The organism is Mycolicibacterium novocastrense (assembly GCF_001570485.1).
GTDB lineage: Bacteria > Actinomycetota > Actinomycetes > Mycobacteriales > Mycobacteriaceae > Mycobacterium > Mycobacterium novocastrense.
In genome coordinates, this window is the sequence record NZ_BCTA01000002.1 from 213,604 (window position 1) to 234,898 (window position 21,295).

22 protein-coding genes and 1 pseudogene are annotated in these 21,295 nt (G+C 66.1%); 13 read left to right on the forward strand and 10 right to left on the reverse strand.

Features of this window, described 5'->3' with window-relative positions:
• Positions 1-40: 40 nt before the first annotated feature.
• Complete coding sequence (locus RMCN_RS01250) at positions 41-1,321, reverse strand: cytochrome P450 (protein WP_067386642.1); 1,281 nt, start codon at positions 1,319-1,321, stop codon at positions 41-43.
• 200 nt (positions 1,322-1,521) lie between these two features.
• On the opposite strand from RMCN_RS01250, the gene RMCN_RS01255 reads away from it, so the two are divergent.
• The gene (locus RMCN_RS01255) at positions 1,522-2,154 is read left to right on the forward strand and encodes a TetR/AcrR family transcriptional regulator (protein WP_067386644.1); all 633 of its coding nucleotides are present in this window, start codon (positions 1,522-1,524) and stop codon (positions 2,152-2,154) included.
• Here the strand turns inward: RMCN_RS01255 and RMCN_RS01260 are convergent.
• From RMCN_RS01260 to RMCN_RS01270, 3 genes are read right to left on the reverse strand one after another with little or no spacing between them, the layout of a single operon-like run.
• Positions 2,148-2,612, reverse strand: coding sequence for an Rv2576c family protein (locus RMCN_RS01260; RefSeq protein WP_067386646.1), 465 nt, complete (start codon positions 2,610-2,612; stop codon positions 2,148-2,150). The genes RMCN_RS01255 and RMCN_RS01260 overlap by 7 nt on opposite strands.
• A 45-nt stretch (positions 2,613-2,657) precedes the next feature.
• Positions 2,658-3,803 (reverse strand): thiolase family protein, encoded by a 1,146-nt coding sequence (locus RMCN_RS01265; RefSeq protein ID WP_067386648.1) that lies wholly within the window; start codon positions 3,801-3,803, stop codon positions 2,658-2,660.
• A gap of 14 nt (positions 3,804-3,817) precedes the next feature.
• The gene (locus RMCN_RS01270; protein ID WP_197506140.1) at positions 3,818-4,240 is read right to left on the reverse strand and encodes a Zn-ribbon domain-containing OB-fold protein; all 423 of its coding nucleotides are present in this window, start codon (positions 4,238-4,240) and stop codon (positions 3,818-3,820) included.
• A gap of 108 nt (positions 4,241-4,348) precedes the next feature.
• On the opposite strand from RMCN_RS01270, the gene RMCN_RS01275 reads away from it, so the two are divergent.
• The 3 genes and pseudogenes from RMCN_RS01275 to RMCN_RS01285 all read left to right on the forward strand — a co-directional run bounded on the left by RMCN_RS01275 (position 4,349) and on the right by RMCN_RS01285 (position 6,094).
• Positions 4,349-4,768 (forward strand): nuclear transport factor 2 family protein, encoded by a 420-nt coding sequence (locus RMCN_RS01275; RefSeq protein ID WP_067386652.1) that lies wholly within the window; start codon positions 4,349-4,351, stop codon positions 4,766-4,768.
• Positions 4,765-5,529 (forward strand): SDR family NAD(P)-dependent oxidoreductase, encoded by a 765-nt coding sequence (locus RMCN_RS01280; RefSeq protein WP_067386654.1) that lies wholly within the window; start codon positions 4,765-4,767, stop codon positions 5,527-5,529. The genes RMCN_RS01275 and RMCN_RS01280 overlap by 4 nt, the downstream gene beginning before the upstream one ends.
• A 44-nt stretch (positions 5,530-5,573) precedes the next feature.
• Positions 5,574-6,094 (forward strand): annotated as a pseudogene (locus RMCN_RS01285) (VOC family protein).
• Positions 6,095-6,187: 93 nt separating this feature from the next.
• Here RMCN_RS01285 and RMCN_RS01290 read toward each other — a convergent pair.
• On the reverse strand, positions 6,188-6,904 hold the full coding sequence (locus tag RMCN_RS01290; RefSeq protein ID WP_067386656.1) for an enoyl-CoA hydratase/isomerase family protein: 717 nt from the start codon (positions 6,902-6,904) through the stop codon (positions 6,188-6,190).
• 93 nt (positions 6,905-6,997) lie between these two features.
• Between RMCN_RS01290 and RMCN_RS01295 the strand changes: the two genes are divergently transcribed.
• From RMCN_RS01295 to RMCN_RS01320, 6 genes are all read left to right on the forward strand, one after another.
• Positions 6,998-8,566, forward strand: coding sequence for an AMP-binding protein (locus RMCN_RS01295; RefSeq protein WP_067386658.1), 1,569 nt, complete (start codon positions 6,998-7,000; stop codon positions 8,564-8,566).
• Between the two features lie 127 nt (positions 8,567-8,693).
• A complete protein-coding gene (locus tag RMCN_RS01300; protein ID WP_067386660.1) occupies positions 8,694-9,884 on the forward strand; it encodes an amidohydrolase family protein in 1,191 nt (396 codons plus the stop codon).
• Entirely contained in the window at positions 9,881-11,356 is a 1,476-nt protein-coding gene (locus RMCN_RS01305) for a FadD3 family acyl-CoA ligase (protein WP_082962224.1), read from the forward strand. Before RMCN_RS01300 ends, RMCN_RS01305 begins: the two co-directional genes overlap by 4 nt.
• A 144-nt stretch (positions 11,357-11,500) precedes the next feature.
• The gene (locus RMCN_RS01310) at positions 11,501-12,409 is read left to right on the forward strand and encodes an Rv1363c family protein (RefSeq protein WP_067386662.1); all 909 of its coding nucleotides are present in this window, start codon (positions 11,501-11,503) and stop codon (positions 12,407-12,409) included.
• Between the two features lie 59 nt (positions 12,410-12,468).
• Positions 12,469-13,065, forward strand: coding sequence for a hypothetical protein (locus RMCN_RS01315; protein ID WP_067386898.1), 597 nt, complete (start codon positions 12,469-12,471; stop codon positions 13,063-13,065).
• Positions 13,066-13,074: 9 nt separating this feature from the next.
• Positions 13,075-13,776, forward strand: coding sequence for an IspD/TarI family cytidylyltransferase (locus RMCN_RS01320; RefSeq protein WP_082962223.1), 702 nt, complete (start codon positions 13,075-13,077; stop codon positions 13,774-13,776).
• Here RMCN_RS01320 and RMCN_RS01325 read toward each other — a convergent pair.
• The 3 genes from RMCN_RS01325 to RMCN_RS01335 all read right to left on the reverse strand — a co-directional run bounded on the left by RMCN_RS01325 (position 13,769) and on the right by RMCN_RS01335 (position 15,720).
• Positions 13,769-14,476: an IspD/TarI family cytidylyltransferase gene (locus RMCN_RS01325; protein ID WP_231984708.1), complete on the reverse strand. Its 708-nt coding sequence runs from the start codon at positions 14,474-14,476 to the stop codon at positions 13,769-13,771. The genes RMCN_RS01320 and RMCN_RS01325 overlap by 8 nt on opposite strands.
• Positions 14,477-14,541: 65 nt before the next feature.
• Complete coding sequence (locus RMCN_RS01330; RefSeq protein WP_067386664.1) at positions 14,542-14,889, reverse strand: DUF732 domain-containing protein; 348 nt, start codon at positions 14,887-14,889, stop codon at positions 14,542-14,544.
• A gap of 249 nt (positions 14,890-15,138) precedes the next feature.
• The gene (locus tag RMCN_RS01335; protein WP_067386667.1) at positions 15,139-15,720 is read right to left on the reverse strand and encodes an AfsR/SARP family transcriptional regulator; all 582 of its coding nucleotides are present in this window, start codon (positions 15,718-15,720) and stop codon (positions 15,139-15,141) included.
• A 424-nt stretch (positions 15,721-16,144) separates the two neighbouring features.
• Between RMCN_RS01335 and RMCN_RS01340 the strand changes: the two genes are divergently transcribed.
• A complete protein-coding gene (locus RMCN_RS01340) occupies positions 16,145-16,567 on the forward strand; it encodes a ChaB family protein (protein WP_067386669.1) in 423 nt (140 codons plus the stop codon).
• On the opposite strand, the gene RMCN_RS01345 is transcribed toward RMCN_RS01340, so the two are convergent.
• Positions 16,527-17,873: an MFS transporter gene (locus tag RMCN_RS01345; RefSeq protein ID WP_082962222.1), complete on the reverse strand. Its 1,347-nt coding sequence runs from the start codon at positions 17,871-17,873 to the stop codon at positions 16,527-16,529. The genes RMCN_RS01340 and RMCN_RS01345 overlap by 41 nt on opposite strands.
• A 298-nt stretch (positions 17,874-18,171) precedes the next feature.
• Here RMCN_RS01345 and RMCN_RS01350 point away from each other — a divergent pair, with 298 nt between their 5' ends.
• Complete coding sequence (locus RMCN_RS01350) at positions 18,172-18,915, forward strand: MerR family transcriptional regulator (RefSeq protein WP_308206427.1); 744 nt, start codon at positions 18,172-18,174, stop codon at positions 18,913-18,915.
• On the opposite strand, the gene RMCN_RS01355 is transcribed toward RMCN_RS01350, so the two are convergent.
• Positions 18,905-20,110 (reverse strand): ABC transporter substrate-binding protein, encoded by a 1,206-nt coding sequence (locus RMCN_RS01355; RefSeq protein ID WP_067386671.1) that lies wholly within the window; start codon positions 20,108-20,110, stop codon positions 18,905-18,907. The genes RMCN_RS01350 and RMCN_RS01355 overlap by 11 nt on opposite strands.
• Before the next feature lie 165 nt (positions 20,111-20,275).
• On the opposite strand from RMCN_RS01355, the gene RMCN_RS01360 reads away from it, so the two are divergent.
• The gene (locus RMCN_RS01360; protein ID WP_197506138.1) at positions 20,276-20,998 is read left to right on the forward strand and encodes a DUF1906 domain-containing protein; all 723 of its coding nucleotides are present in this window, start codon (positions 20,276-20,278) and stop codon (positions 20,996-20,998) included.
• The last annotated feature ends 297 nt before the right edge of the window (positions 20,999-21,295 follow it).

Consider the following 21,295-nt stretch of genomic DNA (forward strand, 5'->3'; position numbering starts at 1 on the left):
CTGAGTCGATGAACCGTACGACGGCGACCCGCCGGGCTGGCTACCCCGTGGGAGTGAACTCGATGTTGATCTCGGTCAGCCCGCGCAGAATGAACGTCGGCTCGTACACATACCGGCGGGCCTCGATCGGGCCGTGCTTATCCTCGCTGACCCTGATGTCACTCAGTCGGTCCAGTAGGCGCTCGACCGAGACGCGGCCCTCCACCCGCGCCAGGGGGGCGCCAGGGCACGAGTGGATACCCCGGCTGAACGCGATGTGCTCGCGGACGTTCTTGCGGTCGAGCGAGAACTCGTGAGGGTTGTCGAACCGCTTGGGGTCGCGGTTGGCGGCGCCCGGGCTCACCATCACCGTGGTGCCCGCGGGCACCGGGGTCTCACCCAAACTGGTTGTCTTCCGCGCCATCCGGAACACGCTCTTCACCGGACTGTCCATGCGCAAGCACTCCTCGATGAAGACCGGGATGAGGCTGCGGTCGTTGCGGAGCCGCTGTTGGATGTCCGGGCGGTCGCTGAGCACCCGCATCGCCGCGCCGAGCAGTTTGGCCGTCGTCTCCTGACCCGCCGCGAACAGGAACGTCGCGGTGCGGACCACGTCGACCACCTCGGGCGTCGAACCATCCGGGTACTTCGCCGTGGCGATCGAGGTCAGCACATCGTCGCGTGGGTTCTCGCGACGCTCCTCGATGTAGCGGGAGAACTTCTCATCGGCCCACTCCAGCGGGTTGGCGGCGATCACCTCGTGGTCGAGCCCGCCGATGTTGGATCCGGGACGCTGGGCGCCGAACGACTCACGGAACGCCTCGTGGTCCTCCTCGGGAACACCGAGCAGGTCGGCGACGACCAGGAGCGAGAACGGCTTGGCGTACGCGGCGAGGAACTCGCACTTGCCGTCGGCGATGAACTCGTCGATGTGGCGGTCTGCCAGCCGCCACATGAAGTCTTCGTTCTCCTTGAGCCGCTTGGGGGTCAGCAGCCGCGCCAGGATCGAGCGGGCGTCGGTGTGCTGCGGCGGGTCCATGGTGACCATGTGCTCGTACATCGGGATCTCGGTGCGGTGCTCTTCGAGCTGTTTGCAGATGTCGTCGCCTTCAGGTGTGAACGGGATGGGCGTGAACGGGCCCATCACCGCGACGCACGACGAGTAGTTCTCCGAGTCCTTGTAGACGGTGTTGGCCGCCTCCCAGCCCGTCACCGCGAGCACACCGTTGTTGATGGGGCAGCACACGGGGTCCTTGCCGCGGATGTGGTCGTAGTACGGATGCGGGTCGGGGACCAGGGAGGGATCGGTGAAGTAGTCGACCGAATCGAAATCTGTGGTCATGTGCGGGAACCCTCCAAGGTCGACGCTGGCGCGTGCTGATGGTGGTGATGAGCAGACGGTGCCGCTCGCGGAAATCTGTTGATCGAATATGCTGAGCACCTGCTTAGCATGGGGCTAAGGTCAGGGTCAAGGATTCGGGACGGGCCGCCACTACGATCGGCGTGTCGGAACGGTTCATGTCGGGAAAGTGAAGTGATCGCATGACTACGCGCGCCGGCCAGGCGCGGCGCATCGGAGCGCCAGACGCGAAGAACCGCGGGGTGCTGCTCGACGCCGCCGAGAAGCTGCTGCTCGAAGACGGCTACGCCGCGGTGACGTCGCGGCGCGTGGCTGAGGCCGCCGGCCTCAAACCGCAACTTGTGCACTACTACTTCCGCACCATGGAAGACCTGTACCTGGCAGTCTTTCGCCGGATGGCTGAAACCGGATTCGATGTGCTGGCGAAGGCGCTGGCTTCGCAGCAGCCACTGTGGGCCTTGTGGCACTTCAGCACGCAGCCGGAGGCCACCAGGCTGACGATGGAGTTCATGGGGCTGGCTAATCACCGCAAGGCGCTGCGAGCCGAGATCGTCCACATGGCCGAACGGTTCAGAGCTGAACAGAACAAGGCGATCGCCACGGCTCTGCGGCGCTACGGTTTCGAGACGGCCGACGTGCCGCCGGTGGTGTGGACTGTGTTCGCGACGAGCGTTTCTCAAGCGCTGACCGTCGAACGTGCGTTGGGCATGACGACCGGCCACGCGGAGACATTCGCGTTCTGCGAGAGATGGATTCGTCGGCTGGAGGGCGAACCGATTCCAGCCGACGAGGCGATGTCGCCCGACGTTCAGTAACTCCGGATCGAGCAGAGCGCACCCTTCGGACCCTGATGGGTCTTGACGACCACCCCGTCGACGGCGAGCGCGCAATGGATGTTCGGGTTCTGTACGCCCGGTCCGCTGGTCGCCGTGACCATTGCCCAGCTCTCCGGGTTGGCCAACTGCACGTCGAGGTTCCACTGCTGATCCGGCCCGACCTGGGCCTCGACCTTCGGGCTGAACTGGTACGGGTTGTGGCTGTAGGCCGCCCAGTTCGGCGGATCGACGTCCCGGTAGTAAACGTCGACGAAGAACGGTTGTTCGGCCCACACCGTGTACTTGACGTTGTGCAGGGGTGCGGGCGGCGGTGGAGGTGGCTGTGCCGCCACCGGCGCCACCGAGATTAGTACGCCGCCAGCCGTGACGGCCGTTGCCGACGCGAGTGACAGCAACGGCGATTTCAGCGCTCGCCCGCGTGCCCGCGAAAATTTCATTTCCGAATCTTAGAACGATGTTTCACGGCCGGGTCCCGATTCGCCTCAGACCGTCAGAATGGTCGCCGACGCCGTCCCCGGCGCCCCGTAGACCTGGGCCAGCCCGACCTTCGGCTCCCCGGGTACCTGGCGGTCACCGGCCTCGCCGCGCAACTGGCGGACGAGTTCGTGCACCTGGCGCAGGCCCGACGCCCCGATCGGTTCACCGTTGGCGATCAAACCGCCGTCGGTGTTGATCGGCATGGATCCGTGAATCTCGGTGGCTCCGTCAGCGAGCAGCTTCTCCTGCTCCCCGTCGGCGCACAAACCGGTCTCGGCCATGTGGATGACCTCCGCGCCGGCGTCAGTGTCCTGCAGCTGTGCGACGTCGACGTCCTCGGGGCCGATGCCCGCCACCTCGTAGGCGGCCCTCGCCGCGTACACCGTGGGCGAGGCGTCCTCGTCGAGCGGCGCCGACGTGGCGTGCACCTCGTAGGCGCCGAAGGTTCGGGTCCGGATCTCGGTGGCCTTCACGTACACCGGCTTGTCGGTGAAGCGGTGCGCGATGTCACCCCGGCACATGATCACCGCGGCCGCACCTTCGTCGGGTGCACAGAACATGTACTGCGTCAGCGGATAGTTCAGCACGGTCGAGTTGAGGATCTCCTCGACCGGAATCTCCTTGCGGCGGAAGGCGTTCGGGTTCAGCGCGCCGTTGCGGAAGTTCTTGTTGGCCACCCGCGCCAGCGTCTCCTGCGAGATGCCGTGCTTGTGGATGTAGTGGTTGGCCTTCATCCCGAAGAACTTGGTGGTGACGAACTGACCGTTCTCGGCGTACCACTGCGGCAGCGCGAGCTTGGCGGGATCGTCGGTGAACGCCCCGCGCGGGTGCTTGTCCAATCCGATCGCAATGCCGATGTCGTATTTGCCGAGCCGGATGGTGTCGGCGGTCTGCTGGATGGCGCTGGCCGCGGTGGCGCACGCGTTGAAGACGTTGGTGAAGGTGATACCGGTCAGCCCGACCAACCGGGTCACCGCGTCCGGGTTGGACACCTCATAGCTGCCGCCGAACCCGAACTGGATGTCCTTCCAGTCCACCTTCGCATCGGTCAGTGCGGACTGGATGGCTTCGGCGCCCATCTCCATCGCGGTCTTGTCGAACCGGCCGAACGGGTGCAGCCCCACCCCGATGATCGCGACGTCATTAGTCATGGTCGGTTTCTCCTCTAGACCGGCTTGAACGCGAACGTGACGACCTCGTTGCCCTCGTCGTCAGTGGTGAACGGGATCATCGTCAGCTCGACTTCCTGACCGAACTGGAGTTTGGCCGGGTCGTTCTCGGTGAGCCGGCCCTCGACCCGGATGACGTCCTCGAGCTGGACCAGGCCGACGCCGAACGGGACGAAATCCTTACCGGTCGGCCCCTTGTACGGCGGGCCCGGCGGGAACCCCTGCGTCGTCCAGGCCACCAGCGTGCCGCGCCGAGGCAGTTTGACCTCGGACATCGCGTCCGCGCTGCACTTGGGGCACCGTTGCTGGATCGGGAAGGTGGTCGCGCCGCATGCGCCGCACCGGCTCCCGATCAGCTCGGGATTGTCGGCGGGCCAGGTCGAGATTTCAGGCGCGAGGGCAATCTGTTGTGTCGACACGCCGCTGACATTAATCGGAAATAGCGTTCTCGTCTAGAGAGAACAAGAGTGGTCGGATGCTTCCGGGAACGCGTCCGGAGGCCGATCGGCATCAGCTAGCCTCCGGATGTGGACGACGACAAGGCGCAGATTTCCGAGGTACTCATCCGTTACGCCACCGGCATCGACGCCAAGGACTGGGCGTTGTTTCGCACCTGCTGGACCGATGTCGTCGACATCGACTACGGCGACCTCGGCACGTTCACCGATGCCGACGCGTTCACCTCGCTGATGAACCAGATTCACGACTCGATGGGCGACACGTTCCACCGCATCTCCAACGTGGTGATCGACGTGGACGGGGATCGGGCGACGGCGCGGTCGTACGTCCACGCCGTGCTTCTGGCCGTGCCGGGAGACTCCAACAGTTGGATCGACGCCGTCGGCCGCTACGACGACGAACTCGTCCGCACCCCGCAGGGGTGGCGGATCGGCAAGCGGTCGACGCACATCAGCCGCGTGATGAGCGCGTCGGGCGTCGCGCAGTGACCGACGGCCAGGGGTTCGCCGCGCGATACGGACCGTGGGCGGTGATCGCGGGTGCATCCGAGGGAATCGGGGCCGCGCTGGCCGATGAACTGGCCTCGTGCGGAATCGATCTCGTGCTGATCGCACGCAATGGTCCACTGCTCGAGGAGGTCGCCGCCCGTGCACGCGATACGCACGGCGTGCAGGCGCGTGCCGTCGTGCAGGACCTGACCGACCCCGATGTGGTGGTCAAGATCGCCGCGGCCACCGACGGCCTCGAGGTCGGGCTGCTGATCTACAACGCGGGTGCCTCCGACCGCACCTCGACGTTTCTCGACAACGAGTTCGACTATTCGCTCATACAGGTGGCGTTGGACTGCGTCGGGCCGATGGCGTTGACGCACCACTTCGCACCCGCGATGACCGAACGGGTCCGCGGCGGCATCGTGATCGTCGCATCGCTGGCCTGCCTGGCGGGTTCGGCGACACTGGCCGTCTACTCGGCGGTCAAGGCCTTCCAGCACACCTTCGCCGAGGGCCTGTGGGCCGAGCTGCGGCCACACGGCGTGGACGTGTGCTGCACGCCGCGCGGTATGACCTACACACCGGCGTTGGCGCGGATGGGTGTGGCCTACGACCCCAGACTCAGATGCGCTCGGAGGACGTGGCGGCCGAGATCGTCGAAAACATCGGCAACGGGCCTAGTTTCGTCGTCGGCGAGACGGATCGCGCAATGGCATCGCAGGTGTGGACCGTCGACCGGCGCGTGTTGGTCGAGATGATCAGCGCGGCCTCAACCGATTTCGCCGCCAAGAGGGAGCAGTAGATGAGCGTCGTGCCTGGGCCGATTCGTCAGATCGGATACATCGTCACCGACATCGACCGGGCGATGGCGAGTTGGCTCGACCTCGGCGTCGGACCTTGGTTCGTGATGCGCAACCTGCCGCTTCGCGGGGTCTACCGCGGCGCGCCGTGCGAGATCTCGATGACGCTCGGGCTGGCCAACAGCGGTGAGCTGCAGGTCGAGCTGATCCAGCAAGACGACGACACCCCGAGCATCTACACCGAGTTCCTGGCCGCGAAAGGCCCGGGCTATCACCAGTTGGCTTACTGGGCCGAGGATTCGACGCCGCGATGGCGTCGGCACGTGAGGCGGGCTGGCCAGTCGTCTGGTCGGGTGGTGAGGACGTCGGGGCGCGCTTCGCCTACCTCGAGGCGCCGGACAGTCCGGCGACGATCATCGAGGTGATGGAGCTGACCGAAACGACCACCGGGATGGCGCACTACGTCCGCGACAGCGCGGCGAACTGGGACGGCAGCGACCCGATCCGCGTCCTCGGCGGTTAATGGTTTCGCGAAACTGTATTCCAGCAGGCGTCTTCTCGAACTTCCGCTGCTGGAATACAGTTTCGCGGGAGCGTGGGCGACGCACGCGGAAAACTATTTGGCGCGGTTCATGGCCTTGTCGGCGGCGGCCCAGTGCTCGTCGGACACCCATAGCCGCGCGAACGCGGCGACGGCCTCGTCGGTCGAGGCGCCTTTCATCACCCGCTTGATCTCGCCGGCCGCGCGGTGGGCCAGCTTGCGGGCGATCGCGCGCCAATCGTCGTCGAACGACTCGCGCGGCAGCACGCGGTCGACCAGGCCGAGGCGATGGGCCTCGGGGGCCTCGAGGATGGTGCCGGTGCCCGCCAACAAGAGCGCCTGGCTGTAGCCGACGAGCCCCACCAGTCGCTCCGCGCCGCCCCACGCCGGCATGATCTCGAGCGCCACCTGGTTGAAGCCGATCTTGATGTCGGCGGCGGCCAGTCGGATGTCGGCGGCGGTTGCGAACTCGGCACCGCCGCCGAGCGCATGCCCGTTGAGCACCGCGACCGTCGGCGCCGGGAACTGCACGATCCGGTCGCACACCGAGCGCATCTGCCGCGCCATCGCGGCGGCGTCCTCTTCGGTGCGCAACGCGGCGAGTTGTTTGAGGTCACCGCCGGAGACGAAGGCCCGGTCGCCGGCGCCCTTGACGACGAGCGCGGTGGCACCCCGGGCACCGTCGAGCGCGGTGTGCAACTGCTCCATGGTCTCGGGCGCAATCGCATTGCGCGCCTGCGGCCGGTCGATGGTGATGACGGCGAGGCCGTCGTCCCACTCGAGGTCCACCATCAAACATTCTCCGTATGCGATATTGGCATTCTCGGAAACAGAGAATAGCATCGCCTCCGTGTTGGAGCCGTCCCCCGGAGGTGTTGGGAGCCCATGCGAAACATCCCGGTCGAGCTGAGGAAACGCTACGAAGAAGAGGGCTGGTGGACCCGCGACACGCTCGGTGAACTGCTCGCCCGGCACCTGACGGCCAATCCCGACACCGGCTTCTGGGTGCACTCGGATGTGCGCCCGTTCGCGGGCACGTTCGCCGATGTCGAACTGCAGGCCCGTCGCCTCGCGGCGGGGCTGCACCGGCGCGGCGTCGGCCCCGGCGACGTGGTCGCCCTGCAGCTGCCGAACTGGATGGAAGCGGCCGTCGCGTTCTGGGCGGCGGCGTTCCTCGGCGCGGTCGTCGTGCCGATCGTGCACTTCTACGGCCGCAGGGAACTCGGCCACATCCTGTCGACGTCGCGGCCGAAGGTGTTCATCACCGCCGAGGAGTTCGGCCGGATGAAATTCCAGCCCGACCTGGCTGCCGATGTCCCGATCGTCGGCCTGGTCGGTGACAACTTCGCCGAGCTCCTCGACGACGAGCCGCTCGCGGGCACGCTGCCCGCCGATCCGGCCAGCCCGGCGCTGATCGCGTTCACCTCGGGCACCACGAGCAACCCCAAGGGCGTCATCCACAGCCACCAGACGCTGGGTTTCGAGACGCGCCAGTTGCTCGCGAACTATCCCGAGAACCGGGGCCGGCAGCTGACCGCGACGCCGATCGGCCACTTCATCGGCATGCTGGGTGCCTTCCTCATCCCGGTGCTCGAGGGTGCCCCGATCGACCTCTGCGATGTGTGGGATCCGGGCAAGGTCCTCAAACTCATCGAGACCGAGGGGCTGTCGATCGGCGGCGGCCCGCCGTACTTCGTCACCAGCCTGCTCGACCACCCCGACTGCACCGACGCGCACCGGTCAAAGTTCACCACCGTCGGACTCGGCGGTTCGACCGTCCCGGCAGCGGTCACCCGCCGGCTCGCCGACCTGGGCTTCTTCGTATTCCGCTCCTATGGCAGCACCGAGCATCCGTCGATCACCGGATCGCGGCCCACGGCGCCGGAGGACAAGCGGCTCTACACCGACGGGGACCCTCGTCCGGGCGTGGAGATCAAGCTCACCGAGGAAGGCGAAATCCTCTCCCGCGGCCCGGACCTATGCCTGGGCTACACCGACGACGAGCTGACCAGGCGCGCGTTTGACGACGACGGCTGGTATCACACCGGCGACATCGGCGTGCTCGACGAGGACGGTTACCTGACGATCACCGACCGCAAGGCCGACGTCATCATCCGCGGTGGCGAGAACATCTCCGCGCTCGAGGTCGAGGAGGTGCTGCTGAGCATGCCGGCCGTGGCCGAGGCGGTGGTGGTGGCCGCGCCCGACACCCGGCTCGGTGAGCGCACCGCGGCGGTGCTGCGCATCCGTGACGGGCACGCGATACCCACGCTCGACGATGTCCGTGCGCACTTCAAGGCCGCCGGCATCGCGGTCCAGAAGTGGCCCGAAGATTTGCACCAGGTACCGGCCGGGCAGGACTACCCCCGCACGGCCAGCGGCAAGGTCCAGAAGTTCCGCGTGCGGGAAGAGGTCCGAGCGAACAGCGCGGCCGCCCGTACACCAGGGTCGTGATTCGAGGGTGGCCCACAGGCCTGGGGCACCACTTGCGAGCTGGATTGGCGCGCCGTGCGGGCCCAGGGACGTTGCGAACCCGACGTTTGTGAGAATAGGATTCTCCCGAGAGGATAAGGAGCGTTCCATGGGGCAACTTTCACACCGGGTCGACATCCCGTTTCCGCTGTTCGATGCGGACAACCATCTCTACGAGCCGCCCGAGGCGATGACCAAGTACCTCCCGAAGGAGTACGCCGACGTCGTCCAGTACGTCGAGGTCAACGGCCGCACCAAGATCGCGATCAAGGGCCAGATCAGCAACTACATCCCCAATCCGACGTTCTCGGTGGTCGCCAAGCCGGGGGCCTGGGAGGAGTACTTCAAGTTCGGCAACCCCGACGGCAAGAGCAAGCGCGAGCTGTTCGGCGAGCCGATGCGGTCCATCCCGGCGTTCTTCGAGCCCGCCCCCCGCCTCGAGCTGATGGACCAGCTGGGCGTTGACCGCTCGCTGATGTTCCCGACCCTGGCCAGCCTGATCGAGGAGCGACTGCGCGACGACCCGGTCGCCATCCACGTGATCATCCACTCGCTGAACCAATGGCTCGACGAGGTCTGGGGCTTCAACTACCAGAACCGCATCTTCACCACCCCGGTCATCACACTGCCGATTGTCGAGAAGGCAATCGAGGAGTTGGACTGGGCCGTCAAGCGCGGTGCTCGCGCGATCCTGGTCCGCCCCGCTCCGGTGCCCGGATTCCGCGGACCGCGGTCGTTCGCGCTGCCGGAGTTCGACCCGTTCTGGGAGAAGTGCGTCGAGTACGACGTGTTCGTCGGCATGCACTCCTCGGACAGCGGTTACTCGCGCTACACGTCGGAGTGGGACGGCGCCGCGCAGGAGATGCTGCCGTTCCAGACCAACGCGATGTCGATCCTCAACGAGTGGCGCCCGATCCAGGATGCGGTGGCCTCGTGGGTGATTCACGGCGCGTTGTTCCGACACCCGAAGCTCAAGGTCGGCATCGTCGAGGCCGGCTCCAAGTGGATGTTCCCGCTGCTGGACTCGATGGCCGAGGTGTACAAGAAAGCACCCGAGGCGTTCCTCGGTAACCCGATCGAAGAGATCAAGAACCGCATCTTCGTCAGCCCGTTCTACGAGGAGGGCATCGACGATCTGATCAACCTGATCGGCGTCGACCAGGTGCTCTACGGTTCGGACTGGCCGCATCCTGAGGGTCTCGCGGAGCCGACCCACTACGTGACCGCGCTCGAGCATCTGTCTGTCGAGGATCAAGCGAAGATCATGGGCGGCAACCTGGGCCGCCTCGTCACGGTGTGACCTACCGGGAGATCTACCGGACCATCCCCGAGATGGTCTTGAGCGCGGCGGACCGCTTCGGCGACGCGGAAGCGGTCGTCGACGGTCCGCTGCGCCTCACCTTCACCGAACTGGTGCATCGAATCCGATGCGCCGCAGGCGCGTTCAACGAGTTCGGCATCGCCAAGGGCGAGCGCGTCGCCCTCTGGGCACCGAACTCCGCGGACTGGATCGTCGCCGCCTTCGGGCTGCTGACGGCCGGTGGCGTGTTGGTGCCGGTCAACACCCGGTTCAAGTCCGAGGAGGCCGCCGACATCATCGGCCGCAGCGGGGCCAAGGCCGTGCTGGTCCAGAAGAACTTCCTCGGTCTGGACTACTCGCTGCCATTCCCGGAGCCGGCCCGACGCCCGCCCGTCATCGACCTCAAATCCGGCTTCCTGTCCAGCGGCGCACCGTTCGAGCGGGAGGTCGACGGCGCCGACATCGCCGACGTGATCTTCACGTCGGGAACCACGGGAAAACCCAAGGGCGCGATGATGAACCATCGGCAGACCCTGCGCGCGTACGAGGAGTGGGCGACGCTCGCAGACCTGCGCGAGGGCGACCGCTACCTGATGATCAACCCGTACTTCCACACGTTCGGGCTCAAGGCCGGGCTCATCGCGTCGTTCCTGCGCGGCGCGACCATGCTGCCGGTGCCGGCCTTCGACGTCGACCTCGTCGTGGACCTGATCGATCGCGAACGCATCACGGTGCTGCCCGGCCCACCGACGCTCTACCACTCACTGCTCACAGTCGCCGACAAGGACCGGCTCGTGAGCCTGCGGGCGGGCGTGACAGGAGCGGCCGACATCCCGGTCGAGCTGATCCGGCGCATCCACGACGAACTGCCGTTCCAGACGCTGATGACGGGTTACGGGCTCACCGAGGCGGGCAATGTCACGCTGTCACGGCCCGGTGATTCGTTCGCCGACGTCGCGACCACGGCGGGCGTGCCGTGCGAGGACGTGGAGGTCCGCATCGCCGACGACGGCGAGGTGCTGGTGCGCGGATACAACGTCATGCAGGGCTACCTCGACGACCCCGACGCGACGGCCAAGGCGATCGACGCTGACGGGTGGCTGCACACCGGCGATCTCGGTGAATTCACCGACACGGGCCGGCTGCGGATCGTCGGGCGCAAGAAGGACATGTTCATCGTGGGCGGCTTCAACGCTTACCCTGCGGAGATCGAGGGACTCCTCTTGAAGCATCCGGCGGTCGCCCAAGCGGCGGTCATCGGCGTGCCCGACGACCGATTGGGAGAGGTCGGTATGGCGTTCGTCGTCCGCCAGCAGGATCACGACTCTGTCACGGATAACGACCTCATATCGTGGAGCCGCGAGCAAATGGCCGGTTTCAAGGTGCCACGATATGTAGAGTTTCTCGACGAGTTGCCGTTGAACGCCACCGGCAAGGTCATGAAAGACCGCCTTCACCACAATCACGGCTGAGCAAGCGCACAGCGTGTGAATAACATTTCCGCAGGAAAGACGGCTTTGCCGTAGGGGTGCGGCGGCAGGTATCGTCGCCGCCGTAGTCAAAAATTGATAACGGCATTCTCGCAGAGTGGACACGTCATAGACAAGGAGGTTGCTGTGCCGTCATTCAGGCGCCGCGCGTCGGTGATCGACGCGGATCGCGTCACCGAACCGCCTCAGCAAGATCATGAGCGGTCGGCAGGTGCGGACGAGGCGCTCGCTCTCGCGGAGGAGGCGGAGGCCGAAGCGGCCGAGGCGGAGGCGATCGCCGCCGCCGCCCGTGCTCGAGCCAAGGCCATCCGGTTGCGCCGGCAGGCTGCCGAGGCGAAAGGTTCCCCAGCAGCCGAAGAGACTGTTGAGTCGGCCGACTCGAAGACCACGGCCGGGGAGACCCCGGACGTCGCGACGGACACCGAAGCGGAGGCGGCGGGCGATACCGATGCTGCGTCCGACGACGATGCGGCCCGCGACGAAGCGGTCGGCGACGAAGTTGCCGCGACCGAGGCAGCCGAGATGTCGAAGCGCCGCCTGCGGATGCCGCGGATTCGATGGAAGATCGTCGCCGCGGTCGTCGCTGTCCTGCTGATCCTGTGGTTCGGCGCCGCGAGCGGTTACATGGTGTGGCAGCACCGGCAGGCACAACAGGTACAGCAGCGCACCGCCGAGTACGTCGCCGCGGCGCGTCAGAGTGTCGTCACGTTGATGTCATTGGACTTCAACAAGGCGAAGGAAGACGTGCAGCGCATCATCGACAATTCGACCGGGGAATTCAAACAGGACTTCCAGGACCAGGCGGAGGATTTCGCGAAGGTGGCGCAGGAATCCAAGGTCGTCACTGAGGTCACGGTCAATGTGGCGGCGGTGAAGTCGATGACAGACACCGGCGCCACCGCGATCGTGTCGGCCACCTCGCGCGTCACCAATAGCGCGGGGGCCAACCAGGAGCCGCGCGCGTGGCGTTTATTGGTGGATCTGGTCCGCGAGGATGATCAGATCAAGATGTCGAAAGTCGAGTTCGTGCCGTGACCGCCGACGCGAAGACAAATGCCGAAGACACCTTGACCGAGGCCGCGACAAGGGAGAACATGTCGATTTCCGAAGGGGCTGACTCGACCGCTGAAGGGTCGGACTCGGCCGCCGCGGACGAGACGATGACCGGAAGGCCTCCCGGTGCCGGTCGCAGAACGGTGCAGGCGGCGCGCAAACGCGTGGGCGCCATTGTCCTGACCGTCCTGCTGCTGGCGTCAGCCGGTATCGCGGCATGGCTCTACTTCGGCGAATATCGGACCGACCAGCAGACGGACGCCCAGTCGCGGCAAGTGGTGCTGGATGCGGCGACATCGGGGACCAACGCGTTGCTGTCCTACTCGCCGGACACCCTGGAAAAGGACTTCGCGGCAGCCAAGTCGAATCTCACCGGCGACTTCTTGAACTACTACACGCAGTTCACCCAAGAGATCGTCACGCCCGCCGCGAAACAGAAACAGGTCAAGACAAGCGCAGCCGTGGTGCAGGCCGCCGTTTCGAAAATGGAGCCGAGTTCTGCGGAGGTGTTGGTCTTCGTCAACCAGAACACCACTAGCAAAGAGAATCCGGACGGCGCCTTCGCCGCGAGCGCCGTCAAGGTCGGTTTAACGAAGGTCGATGACCGTTGGCTGATCAACGCCTTCGAACCCGTGTAGCGTAGCGCGGTGGTGACGCCGCCCGACCAACAGCCGTCGGCGATTGTGCAGCTGCCGACCAAAGCCGAGGACAGTGCCGCGGCCGGCTTGGAGTCGCTGGCGGGGCAGGCCCCATTGCTGCGCGTCATCGACACGATGCTCGAGCTTGCGGTCGAGCGGATCGTGGTGGTGACCGGTGAAGCCATCGCCGATGCGGTCCGCGGCGTGCTCACAGAACACGACGCGGCGTTGCAACTGGTGGCTGTCCCGGAGCCGGCCACACCGATGCGGTTTCTAGCCGCCGGGCTCGAAAAGGTTGTGCGGGAGCACCCAGCCGGCCGGTGGGTGCTCGTGCACGATCTCCGCCAGCCGCTTGCGTCTGTTCAGGTGGTCGATCGGGTGCTTGCCCGGTTGCGGCAAGGTGATCCCGTCGTGCTGCCCGCCCAGCCGGTGACTGACAGCGTCAAGGCCGTCGACGAACGCGGCATCGTGATTGCGACGCTGGACAGGTCGACGCTGCATGCGGTGCAGTATCCGCGAGGTTTCGCGGTCTCCCGGCTCGCCCAGCTGCTACGCTCGACCGTCGAACCGGAAGTAGAGGACCTCGACGCGACAGTTCTGGCGCGCGGGCCGATCACCCTGGTTGACGGCGACAGCGAGGCGTTTGTCGGCGAACTGCCTCGCGACGCGCCGTTCTTGGAGACGCTCATCGCGACGCACCGCCTCAGTTGAATCTGCATCGAAGTAAGTGCCCGGCAAGGGCGATGTCACGGCGGTACGTCACCTTGATGTTGCGGTGTTCGCCGCGAAAAGTGCGGACCTCGATGTCGGTGAATCTCTCGATGCACGAGGATGTGTCGGTGCCCTCGAACTGTTCCCTCTCCGCTGCTCGATACGCCTCGAGCAGCGGCGCAGCGCGGAACGCTTGTGGCGTCTGGACTCGGACCAGCGCGGGCGCCTCGACCGCCTCGCGCCCGTCGGTGAGCACGTCTGGCAGAGGCAGGGCCGGAACGGCGCCGCCGAACTCGCGGGCCACCTGCAACGCGGAAAGAAACATGTCGGGGCCCGCGACGGGCCGGGCAGCGTCGTGGATCAGGACCACGTCGGTTGAACCCGTTTCGATGTCGTCGGCCAGATAGCTCAGCACATTCAGTTCCGAGCGGTGGCGGGTGTCGCCACCCTCAACCAGTTCGATTACAGCGCCAGCCAACTCCCGCTCGGTCAGGTCCTCGGCGAGGCCTCGCTCCCCTCGCCGGTGAACCAGAACGATTCGCCCGACCTCGGCAAGCTCAGTCAAGGTGTTCAATGACCAGAACACCATGGGGCGGTCGGCGATCGGGAGGTAGGCCTTGTTGCCGTCGGCGCCCACCCGCGTGCCGATTCCCGCGGCCAGCACCACAGCCACGGCGGAGGGATCCGGCGTCGCATTCACCTCTGTATCTTGGCACCGGTCGAAGGGCTGAACCGCTACGGGGCGCACCCGGCGGTCGCCCGCCGCTAGATGATGAACTGGCTCGCGTACTCGGGGCAATAGAACTGCACGGCGTCCGCAATGAAGATCGCGGTCTGCCTCGGCGAGAAGGCCGACCCTTCGTGCTGCAAGGTGCCGTTCAGAATGGCGTCGTGAACCTCCGCAGGCGACATGCCGGCGTCGAAATGCGCGCATGTCTCTTTGGCCCTATTGATCGTACGCTCCTGCCCCCCGAAATTGATCCCGTCGTCGAAGAGCTTGCGACTGAATGCGTCGTCGGTCGCGTCCGCTGCGGCGTGTCCGGGGATAGTGACACCCAGGCTGACAAGCGCTATTGCCGTGCCGACGCATTTGATGATGAGGCGAACGATCATGTTGAAGACTCCTCAGTCGAACCGACACGCGACGCCGATCCCAGCCAGAGTAATGATATCCGAGCGCACTCACTCTGAAACGTGTCAGTCGCCTACGGTGCGCGTCGAGTTGGCGGGACGTCCGCGTTCGAGATCAGTCTTCGGCGTGGCGGTTCTGGTCCCAGCGCTCGAGGCGGGCCTGCAGGTCGTGGATGCACAGCGCCGCAAGCGGTGCCTCCACGGTCATGCAGACGACCACCAGTAGCGCCGTCATCGCTCTCTCGATTCGTCGGCGTCGTGGCGCGATGACACCTGCGCACGCCGGGAGTGCGCGGTCCGTCGCACCGCACACGACGTGTTCGGCGCACGGCTGTCGACTCCGTGACCAAGCATCTCGAAGGCCGACATCCGGATTCCGTGGTAGCGGCCGCGCTCGCCGTTCACCCACGGCTCGGTCCACCTGTCGAGCAGTTCCCCGGCGCGCAGCAACGGCAGCAGGTCGCTGACGAGCCGACGGTTGATCCCTCCCACTAGCAATTTCTCGATCAGGTCGACCGAGTCGTGCCAGTCGACCGAGACGTCGTGGTTCAGCCGGAGGTACTGCGGGTCGACGGTCAGCAGTTCCTCGACGCCCAGTGGGCGCAGCCGCCACATCGCCGAGCGCAGGCTCGCGACCGCCCGTCGCGTCTGCGCGTGGGGCCACAGCGTGGCACACACCCAGAGTCGGTGTACGGGCTTGCGTTTAAGCGCGGCGAGCGCGATCAGCCGCTGACACGCGGGCGGCAGCTCGACGGGCCGGCCATCGCGGTGGACGGCGAATCCACCGAGGAGGTGCAGCGACAACTGGTTCACGATCCGATCGTCGGTCGGCGTACGCGCGCTGACATGCGTAGTCCACTACTTCAATTGTCGCGACAGCACACCGAGCTACCCGATACCGACCGGCGGCGCGCGGCGGCGCGGCGCGGGTGGGAATGGAGCGATGAGCGAGACGCACCGCGAACCGATGGCGATGCCCTGCCAAAGGCCGTGCGGTCGGGCCGGACGCCGGAATGAGTTGCTGAGCCGGTTTGGCCAAACGCCGTCCGGGTATCTCACCGTCAGCCGTTCGAGGTGGCAGCGGACGATTCACCGCGCCATCGCCCGCCAAGCCGCGAGCAAACCCGAACCGAGCGGTCAAGAAGCGGCCCCGGTTCGCCCGTTACCCGTCGGCGAACTCGCCGATGTCGCCTCGGCGGATGTTTACGTCTCAGCGGTGCAAACGAGGAGGTCGACGATGCCGAAGACGACCAAGAGCGGAAGCGCACGCAAGAGCGAGTTGCCGAGCACACTGCAGAAATCCTCCGCCAAGGCCCAGCGCACGTTCGCGAAGGCCCACGACGCGGCGGCCAAGGAGGAGTACGGCGAAGGAGAGCGTGCCCACCGCGTGGCCTACAGCGCGCTCAAACACAGCTACGAGAAGGTCGGCGACCACTGGGAAGCCAAGTCCGAGAAGGGCCCGTCCGATCAGCGCGCCCGCAGCGGCGGCCCGAACGCCAAGGGCGAAACCGCCGAGGGTGTCGACGCCAATGCCTCGAAGAAGCATCTGGTCGAGGTGGCCCGGCGCCTGGACATCTCGGGGCGGTCGACGATGAACAAGGATGAGCTGGTTTCCGCGATCAAGAAAGCCAATCGCAGGCAGTCCGCCCGCGACCGCTGACCGACGGCCCCTCAGGCACGGCCCGCGGGCTGGGGCTCCACACCCTCCATGAGCAGGTGCTCGCTGCCACCTCGGGGTTCAGCGCGGCGATCCGCATCAGCCTGCGGGCCTTGCGGCGGGTGATCAGGATGCCGACGACGGCGAGTGTCCAGATCGCGTACTGCACGGTCCAGGCCACCCGGAACGAGTCGAAGGAGAATCCGCCGGCCGCGTCGAGGATGGCGCCCATCGACTGCATCACCAGCAGCGAGGCGATGAAGCCACCCATGTTGACCAGGCCGGATGCGGTGCCCAGCGTGGCACTCGGATTGAAGGTCCTGGCGAAGTCGAAGCCCACCATCGAGCCGGGGCCGCCCACCGAGATCACCACGATCAGCGTCACGAGCAGCCACAGCGGCGCCCTGCCAGGTAGTGCCAGCACCACCGTCCACATCAACGCACTGCTCGCGATGATTCCCAGCACGAGCCGCGAGCGCCGGTGCGGGCGGCGCCCGGTGAAGATACCGATCAACACACCCACCGAGATGGCCGCCAGCACCGACACCGTCAACATCAACCCCGCCACGCCCGCCGAGAGGCCCTGAGCATTGGTCAGGTAGGGCACGCCCCACATCAGCGCAAACGCCGTGACGGAGAACTGGGTGCCCATGTGGGTGAAGAACCCGAGCCTGGTGCCCGGTCTTAACCAGACGGTCTTGACGCTGGCCAGCGTCTCGCGCACCGAGACGGTCTGAACCTCCACCGCGTCGCCGTGCGGGGTGTTCTTCACCAGCGCCGCGGTCAGGACCATCGACAACACACCGATGGCCGCCACGGACACATAGGCCGTCGTCCATCCCATCGCGTCGAGGACGGCGAAGAAAGGAACGGCCGAAAGCACTTGGCCGAGCTGCCCGCAGATGCCGGTCAGCTGGGTGACCAGGGGAACCTGACGCGGGGTGAACCAGTGCGGCACGACCCGCAGCACCGAGATGAAGGTGAAGGCGTCGCCGAGACCCAACACCGCGCGCGCACCGATGGCGATGGGCAGTGACTCTGTGAACGCGAGCGTGAGTTGGCCGCCGGACATGAGCGCGGCGCCGGCGAGGATCAGCGTCTTGGAACCGAAACGGTCGAGCAGGACGCCCGCGGGTACCTGAGCCGCGGCGTAGACGATGACCTGCAGCACGACGAACGTCGAGAGCACGCTCGGGCTGGCTTGGAACCGGTCTGCCGCATCGAGGCCGGAGACCCCCAACGTGGTGCGGTCGAGAACGGCGACGATGTATGCGAACAGTCCGGTGGCCCAGACGATCCAGGGACGCACACCGAGCCTTTCCCGCTGACGAGTAATAAGTCTGACTTTTCCATGGTTCCGCACGCGGGTGCGGCGGCGCCAATCCCACGTCGGTGAGTTCGCTCACCGCGGCGATCCGGCGGGACCGCGGAGTTGGCTGTAATCGACGCGTGGTGCATGGTTGTCCAGGACCTGTTCTTGATTATCCCTGATAAATGCGGGTACTAGCGGCTTGTTAGCCGACTAAAGTCAGTGGGGCAGAAATTCGCTCGCAAGCTTCGCGGCAGTTACAGTGATTGAATGAAGCGTCGCGCTCTGCCCTCGGCCCGTGACGCCGTTGGGGGTCGCGGCGGTGGCTGAGTATCGCCTCGACGAGTTGGCGGAGATCTCCGGTGTCAGCGCCCGCAACATCCGCGCCTACCGGGAGCGCGGGCTGCTGGACCCACCGCGACGGGTCGGCCGCTCGGCGTTCTACGACGACTACCACCTGTCGCAGCTGCGCACCATCAACCAGTTGCATCGCCGCGGCTTCAACACCGTTCATATCGCCGAGTTCTTCACCAGCCTGCGTGAGGGCACCGACCTCGCCGACATCCTCGGCATCCAGCGCGCGGTGCTGAGCCCGAGAACCGAAGCGGTCGCCGGGGCGGAGCCCACGGCCGACGCGTCGGGGATCGGCGCCGACAGTGACGAGACACGGCGGCTGGTCGAGTACGGGCTGGCCGAGGTGGTCGACGCCGGCGTGGTGCTGACCGATCCCGCGGTGCGGCAGGTGGTGGCGCGCGCGTCCGACCACCTCGTCGCCGTCCGCGCGCTGCTGCACATCGTCGAGGGCACCCGCGGCGCGGTCGACGCGCTGGCGGCGCAGTTCGTCCAGAGCCTCGGCGAGTGCATGGCGGCACAATTCGGCGCGGACCACGCGCCGACGCCGGACAACGTCGACGAACTCACGCAAGCGGCACGCGAGCACCGCGACCTGTGGACCAGGGTGGTGTCCGGGCGCCTGGAGGAGGCGCTCCAGCGTCACATGCCTGCGACGGACTCCGAACGGACCCCGCCGCTCACCCGGTGACCTGTCGCCACTTGGCGGCCCACTCGTCGTAATCGGTGCAGTCGTCTCCGCCGCCGTCGACGCACTTCTTCTGCGGCGTGGTCCAGTAGTGGATCTTCGCGGCGAATGTCGCGTCGGTGGCGTGGTAGATGTCGCAGAAATCGCGCTCGCTGGTGTGCTCGCAGGCCTTCACGTTGGCGGGCGCCTCACCGAAGAACTCGGCGGCCTGGGCGTTGACCTCCGGTGAGGAGATCCAGTTCATCCACTTGTACATGCAGTTCGGGTGCGCCGCCTTCGACGAGATCATCCAGGTGTCCGACCAGCCGGTGGAGCCCTCTTTGGGCACCACGGTGTTGACCGGAACCCTGTTGCGCGCGCCGATTGTGTTGGCGATCAACTGCCAGGTGGTGCCGATGACGGAGGCGCCGGACTCGAACGCCTCCACCTCCTTGAGATAGTTCGACCAGTACTGGCCGATGTTCTCGCGTTGCTTGTCGAGAAGTCGCACCACGGCGTCGAGCTGTTCGGTTGTCAGCGAATACGGGTCGTCGATGCCCAGCGCGGGGTCCTTCTTGGACAGATACAGCGCCGCGTCGGCGATGTAGATGGGCGAGTCGTATGCGGTGACCTTGCCGCGGTACTTGGCGGCGTCGTCGAAGACCGCTGCCCAGGAATTGGGCGCGTCGCGCACGACCTCGATGTTGTACATCAGCAGGTTGGCTCCCCATCCGTGCGGGATGCCGTACATCTGGCCGTCGACCGAGTTCCACGGCTGATCCTTGAGGAAGGGTGAGATCGATTCGTAGTTCGGGACCAGTGCGGTGTTCACGGGCGCGACGTCGCCGGCGTAGATGAGCCGAAGCGTCGCGTCGCCGGACGCAGAGACCCCGTCGTACCGACCGCTGCGCATCAACTGGACCATCTCGTCGGAGGTGTTGCCCAGCGTCACCTCGGTCTGGCAACCGGTCTGCCGTTCGAACGGCGTCACCCAGTCGGCTTTGGCGTCATTGGTGCCGTCCTCGGCATAGCCGGCCCAGGCGATCAGGTTGAGTTGCCCCTCACCCTCGCCGACCGCGCCGAGCGGCTCGATCTCCGGCGGATTGCCGTCAGGGGAGCTTCGCTCAGCCGCGCAACCGGAAGTCAGCGATAGGATCAGCACGGCACAGCTGATGACGGCCCAACCGGTTCGCACGACGGTGGACGGCCAGCGCGCCATGGATTCCAACTCCTCGTTCGATCGGCGGATCGTCGAACCGTGCTCCTGCGATGATTCCCCGTTTCGGCTTAGCTCGGCAACGCCGCGCCGGTGCGACGCCGGTGATACGGCCGTGACCAGTGGAATTGAGGGGAATCGTGTGACAGCTGTCGTATCCTGTGCCACGTGTCAATATCTCGGCGCACCGTTCTGAGGGCCGCGTTGGCCGCGCCCGCGGCGCTGACCGTCGGGGCCGGTGTGCAATCGGCCGCCACCGCGCCCGCTGCAGCGGCGCCGCTGGGCATACTTCTCGACTACGCGGCCGGAGTGCTCAAGGCCAGCGACATTCGTGCGGCGGGCGCCCTGGGCGCCATTCGCTACGTCTCCGACCGCCGGCCCGGCGGGGCTTGGATGCTGGGGAAGCCGATCCAGCTGGCCGAGGCGCGCGACCTGTACCAGAGCGGTCTGAAGATCGTGTCCTGCTATCAGTACGGCAAGAAGGACACCGCCGACTGGCTCGGCGGGCAGAACGCCGGGGTCGCGCACGCGAAGCGAGGCTGGGAATTGCATGTCGCCGCCGGCGGGTCGCAGGGCGCGCCGATCTATGCGTCGATCGACGACAACCCGTCCTACGAGCAGTACAAGCAGCTGGTGGCGCCGTATTTGCGCGGCTGGGAGTCGGTGCTGGGCAGGCAGCGCGTCGGCGTCTACGCGAATTCGAAGACGATCGAGTGGGCGATCCAGGACGGCATCGGCACGTACTTCTGGCAGCACAACTGGGGATCGCCGGGGAAGCTCGCGCATCCCGCCGCGCACCTGCACCAGGTCGAGATCGACGAACGGTCGGTGGCCGGGATCGGCGTGGACGTCAACCACATCCTCAAGCCTCAATTTGGGCAGTGGGATTAAACCTTACCGATCAGTAAGTAACCACAGCAAACTTTTTCGGGTGGCCGGGGCCCTCGAGAAGACAAATCACGCGCGTTTGTCTCGTCGGGGCGCGGTGGCATCGCTGGTGAGACGCATCGAAAATTTCTCTATAACGATTTGATAACAAAACTGCCGTGATCAGCGCACTTCTGCCTACTCGACCGTAACCACCTGCATGCAGGACGTTTGTCCCGAAAGCCTTCGGCCCGTGCCGAACTGCGCGTTATGCAACGGGTGGTTACCCGAGCGTAGAACTCTTCAGTAACCATTTCGGGC

Bases quoted from the DNA above. Each gene is read 5' to 3' on its own strand.
- RMCN_RS01250 (WP_067386642.1), bottom strand. From the start codon at position 1,321: ATGACCACAGATTTCGATTCGGTCGACTACTTCACCGATCCCTCCCTG.
- RMCN_RS01255 (WP_067386644.1), top strand. From the start codon at position 1,522: ATGACTACGCGCGCCGGCCAGGCGCGGCGCATCGGAGCGCCAGACGCG.
- RMCN_RS01260 (WP_067386646.1), bottom strand. From the start codon at position 2,612: ATGAAATTTTCGCGGGCACGCGGGCGAGCGCTGAAATCGCCGTTGCTG.
- RMCN_RS01265 (WP_067386648.1), bottom strand. From the start codon at position 3,803: ATGACTAATGACGTCGCGATCATCGGGGTGGGGCTGCACCCGTTCGGC.
- RMCN_RS01290 (WP_067386656.1), bottom strand. From the start codon at position 6,904: ATGGTGGACCTCGAGTGGGACGACGGCCTCGCCGTCATCACCATCGAC.
- RMCN_RS01295 (WP_067386658.1), top strand. From the start codon at position 6,998: ATGCGAAACATCCCGGTCGAGCTGAGGAAACGCTACGAAGAAGAGGGC.
- RMCN_RS01300 (WP_067386660.1), top strand. From the start codon at position 8,694: ATGGGGCAACTTTCACACCGGGTCGACATCCCGTTTCCGCTGTTCGAT.
- RMCN_RS01315 (WP_067386898.1), top strand. From the start codon at position 12,469: ATGTCGATTTCCGAAGGGGCTGACTCGACCGCTGAAGGGTCGGACTCG.
- RMCN_RS01330 (WP_067386664.1), bottom strand. From the start codon at position 14,889: ATGATCGTTCGCCTCATCATCAAATGCGTCGGCACGGCAATAGCGCTT.
- RMCN_RS01340 (WP_067386669.1), top strand. From the start codon at position 16,145: ATGCCGAAGACGACCAAGAGCGGAAGCGCACGCAAGAGCGAGTTGCCG.
- RMCN_RS01355 (WP_067386671.1), bottom strand. From the start codon at position 20,110: ATGGCGCGCTGGCCGTCCACCGTCGTGCGAACCGGTTGGGCCGTCATC.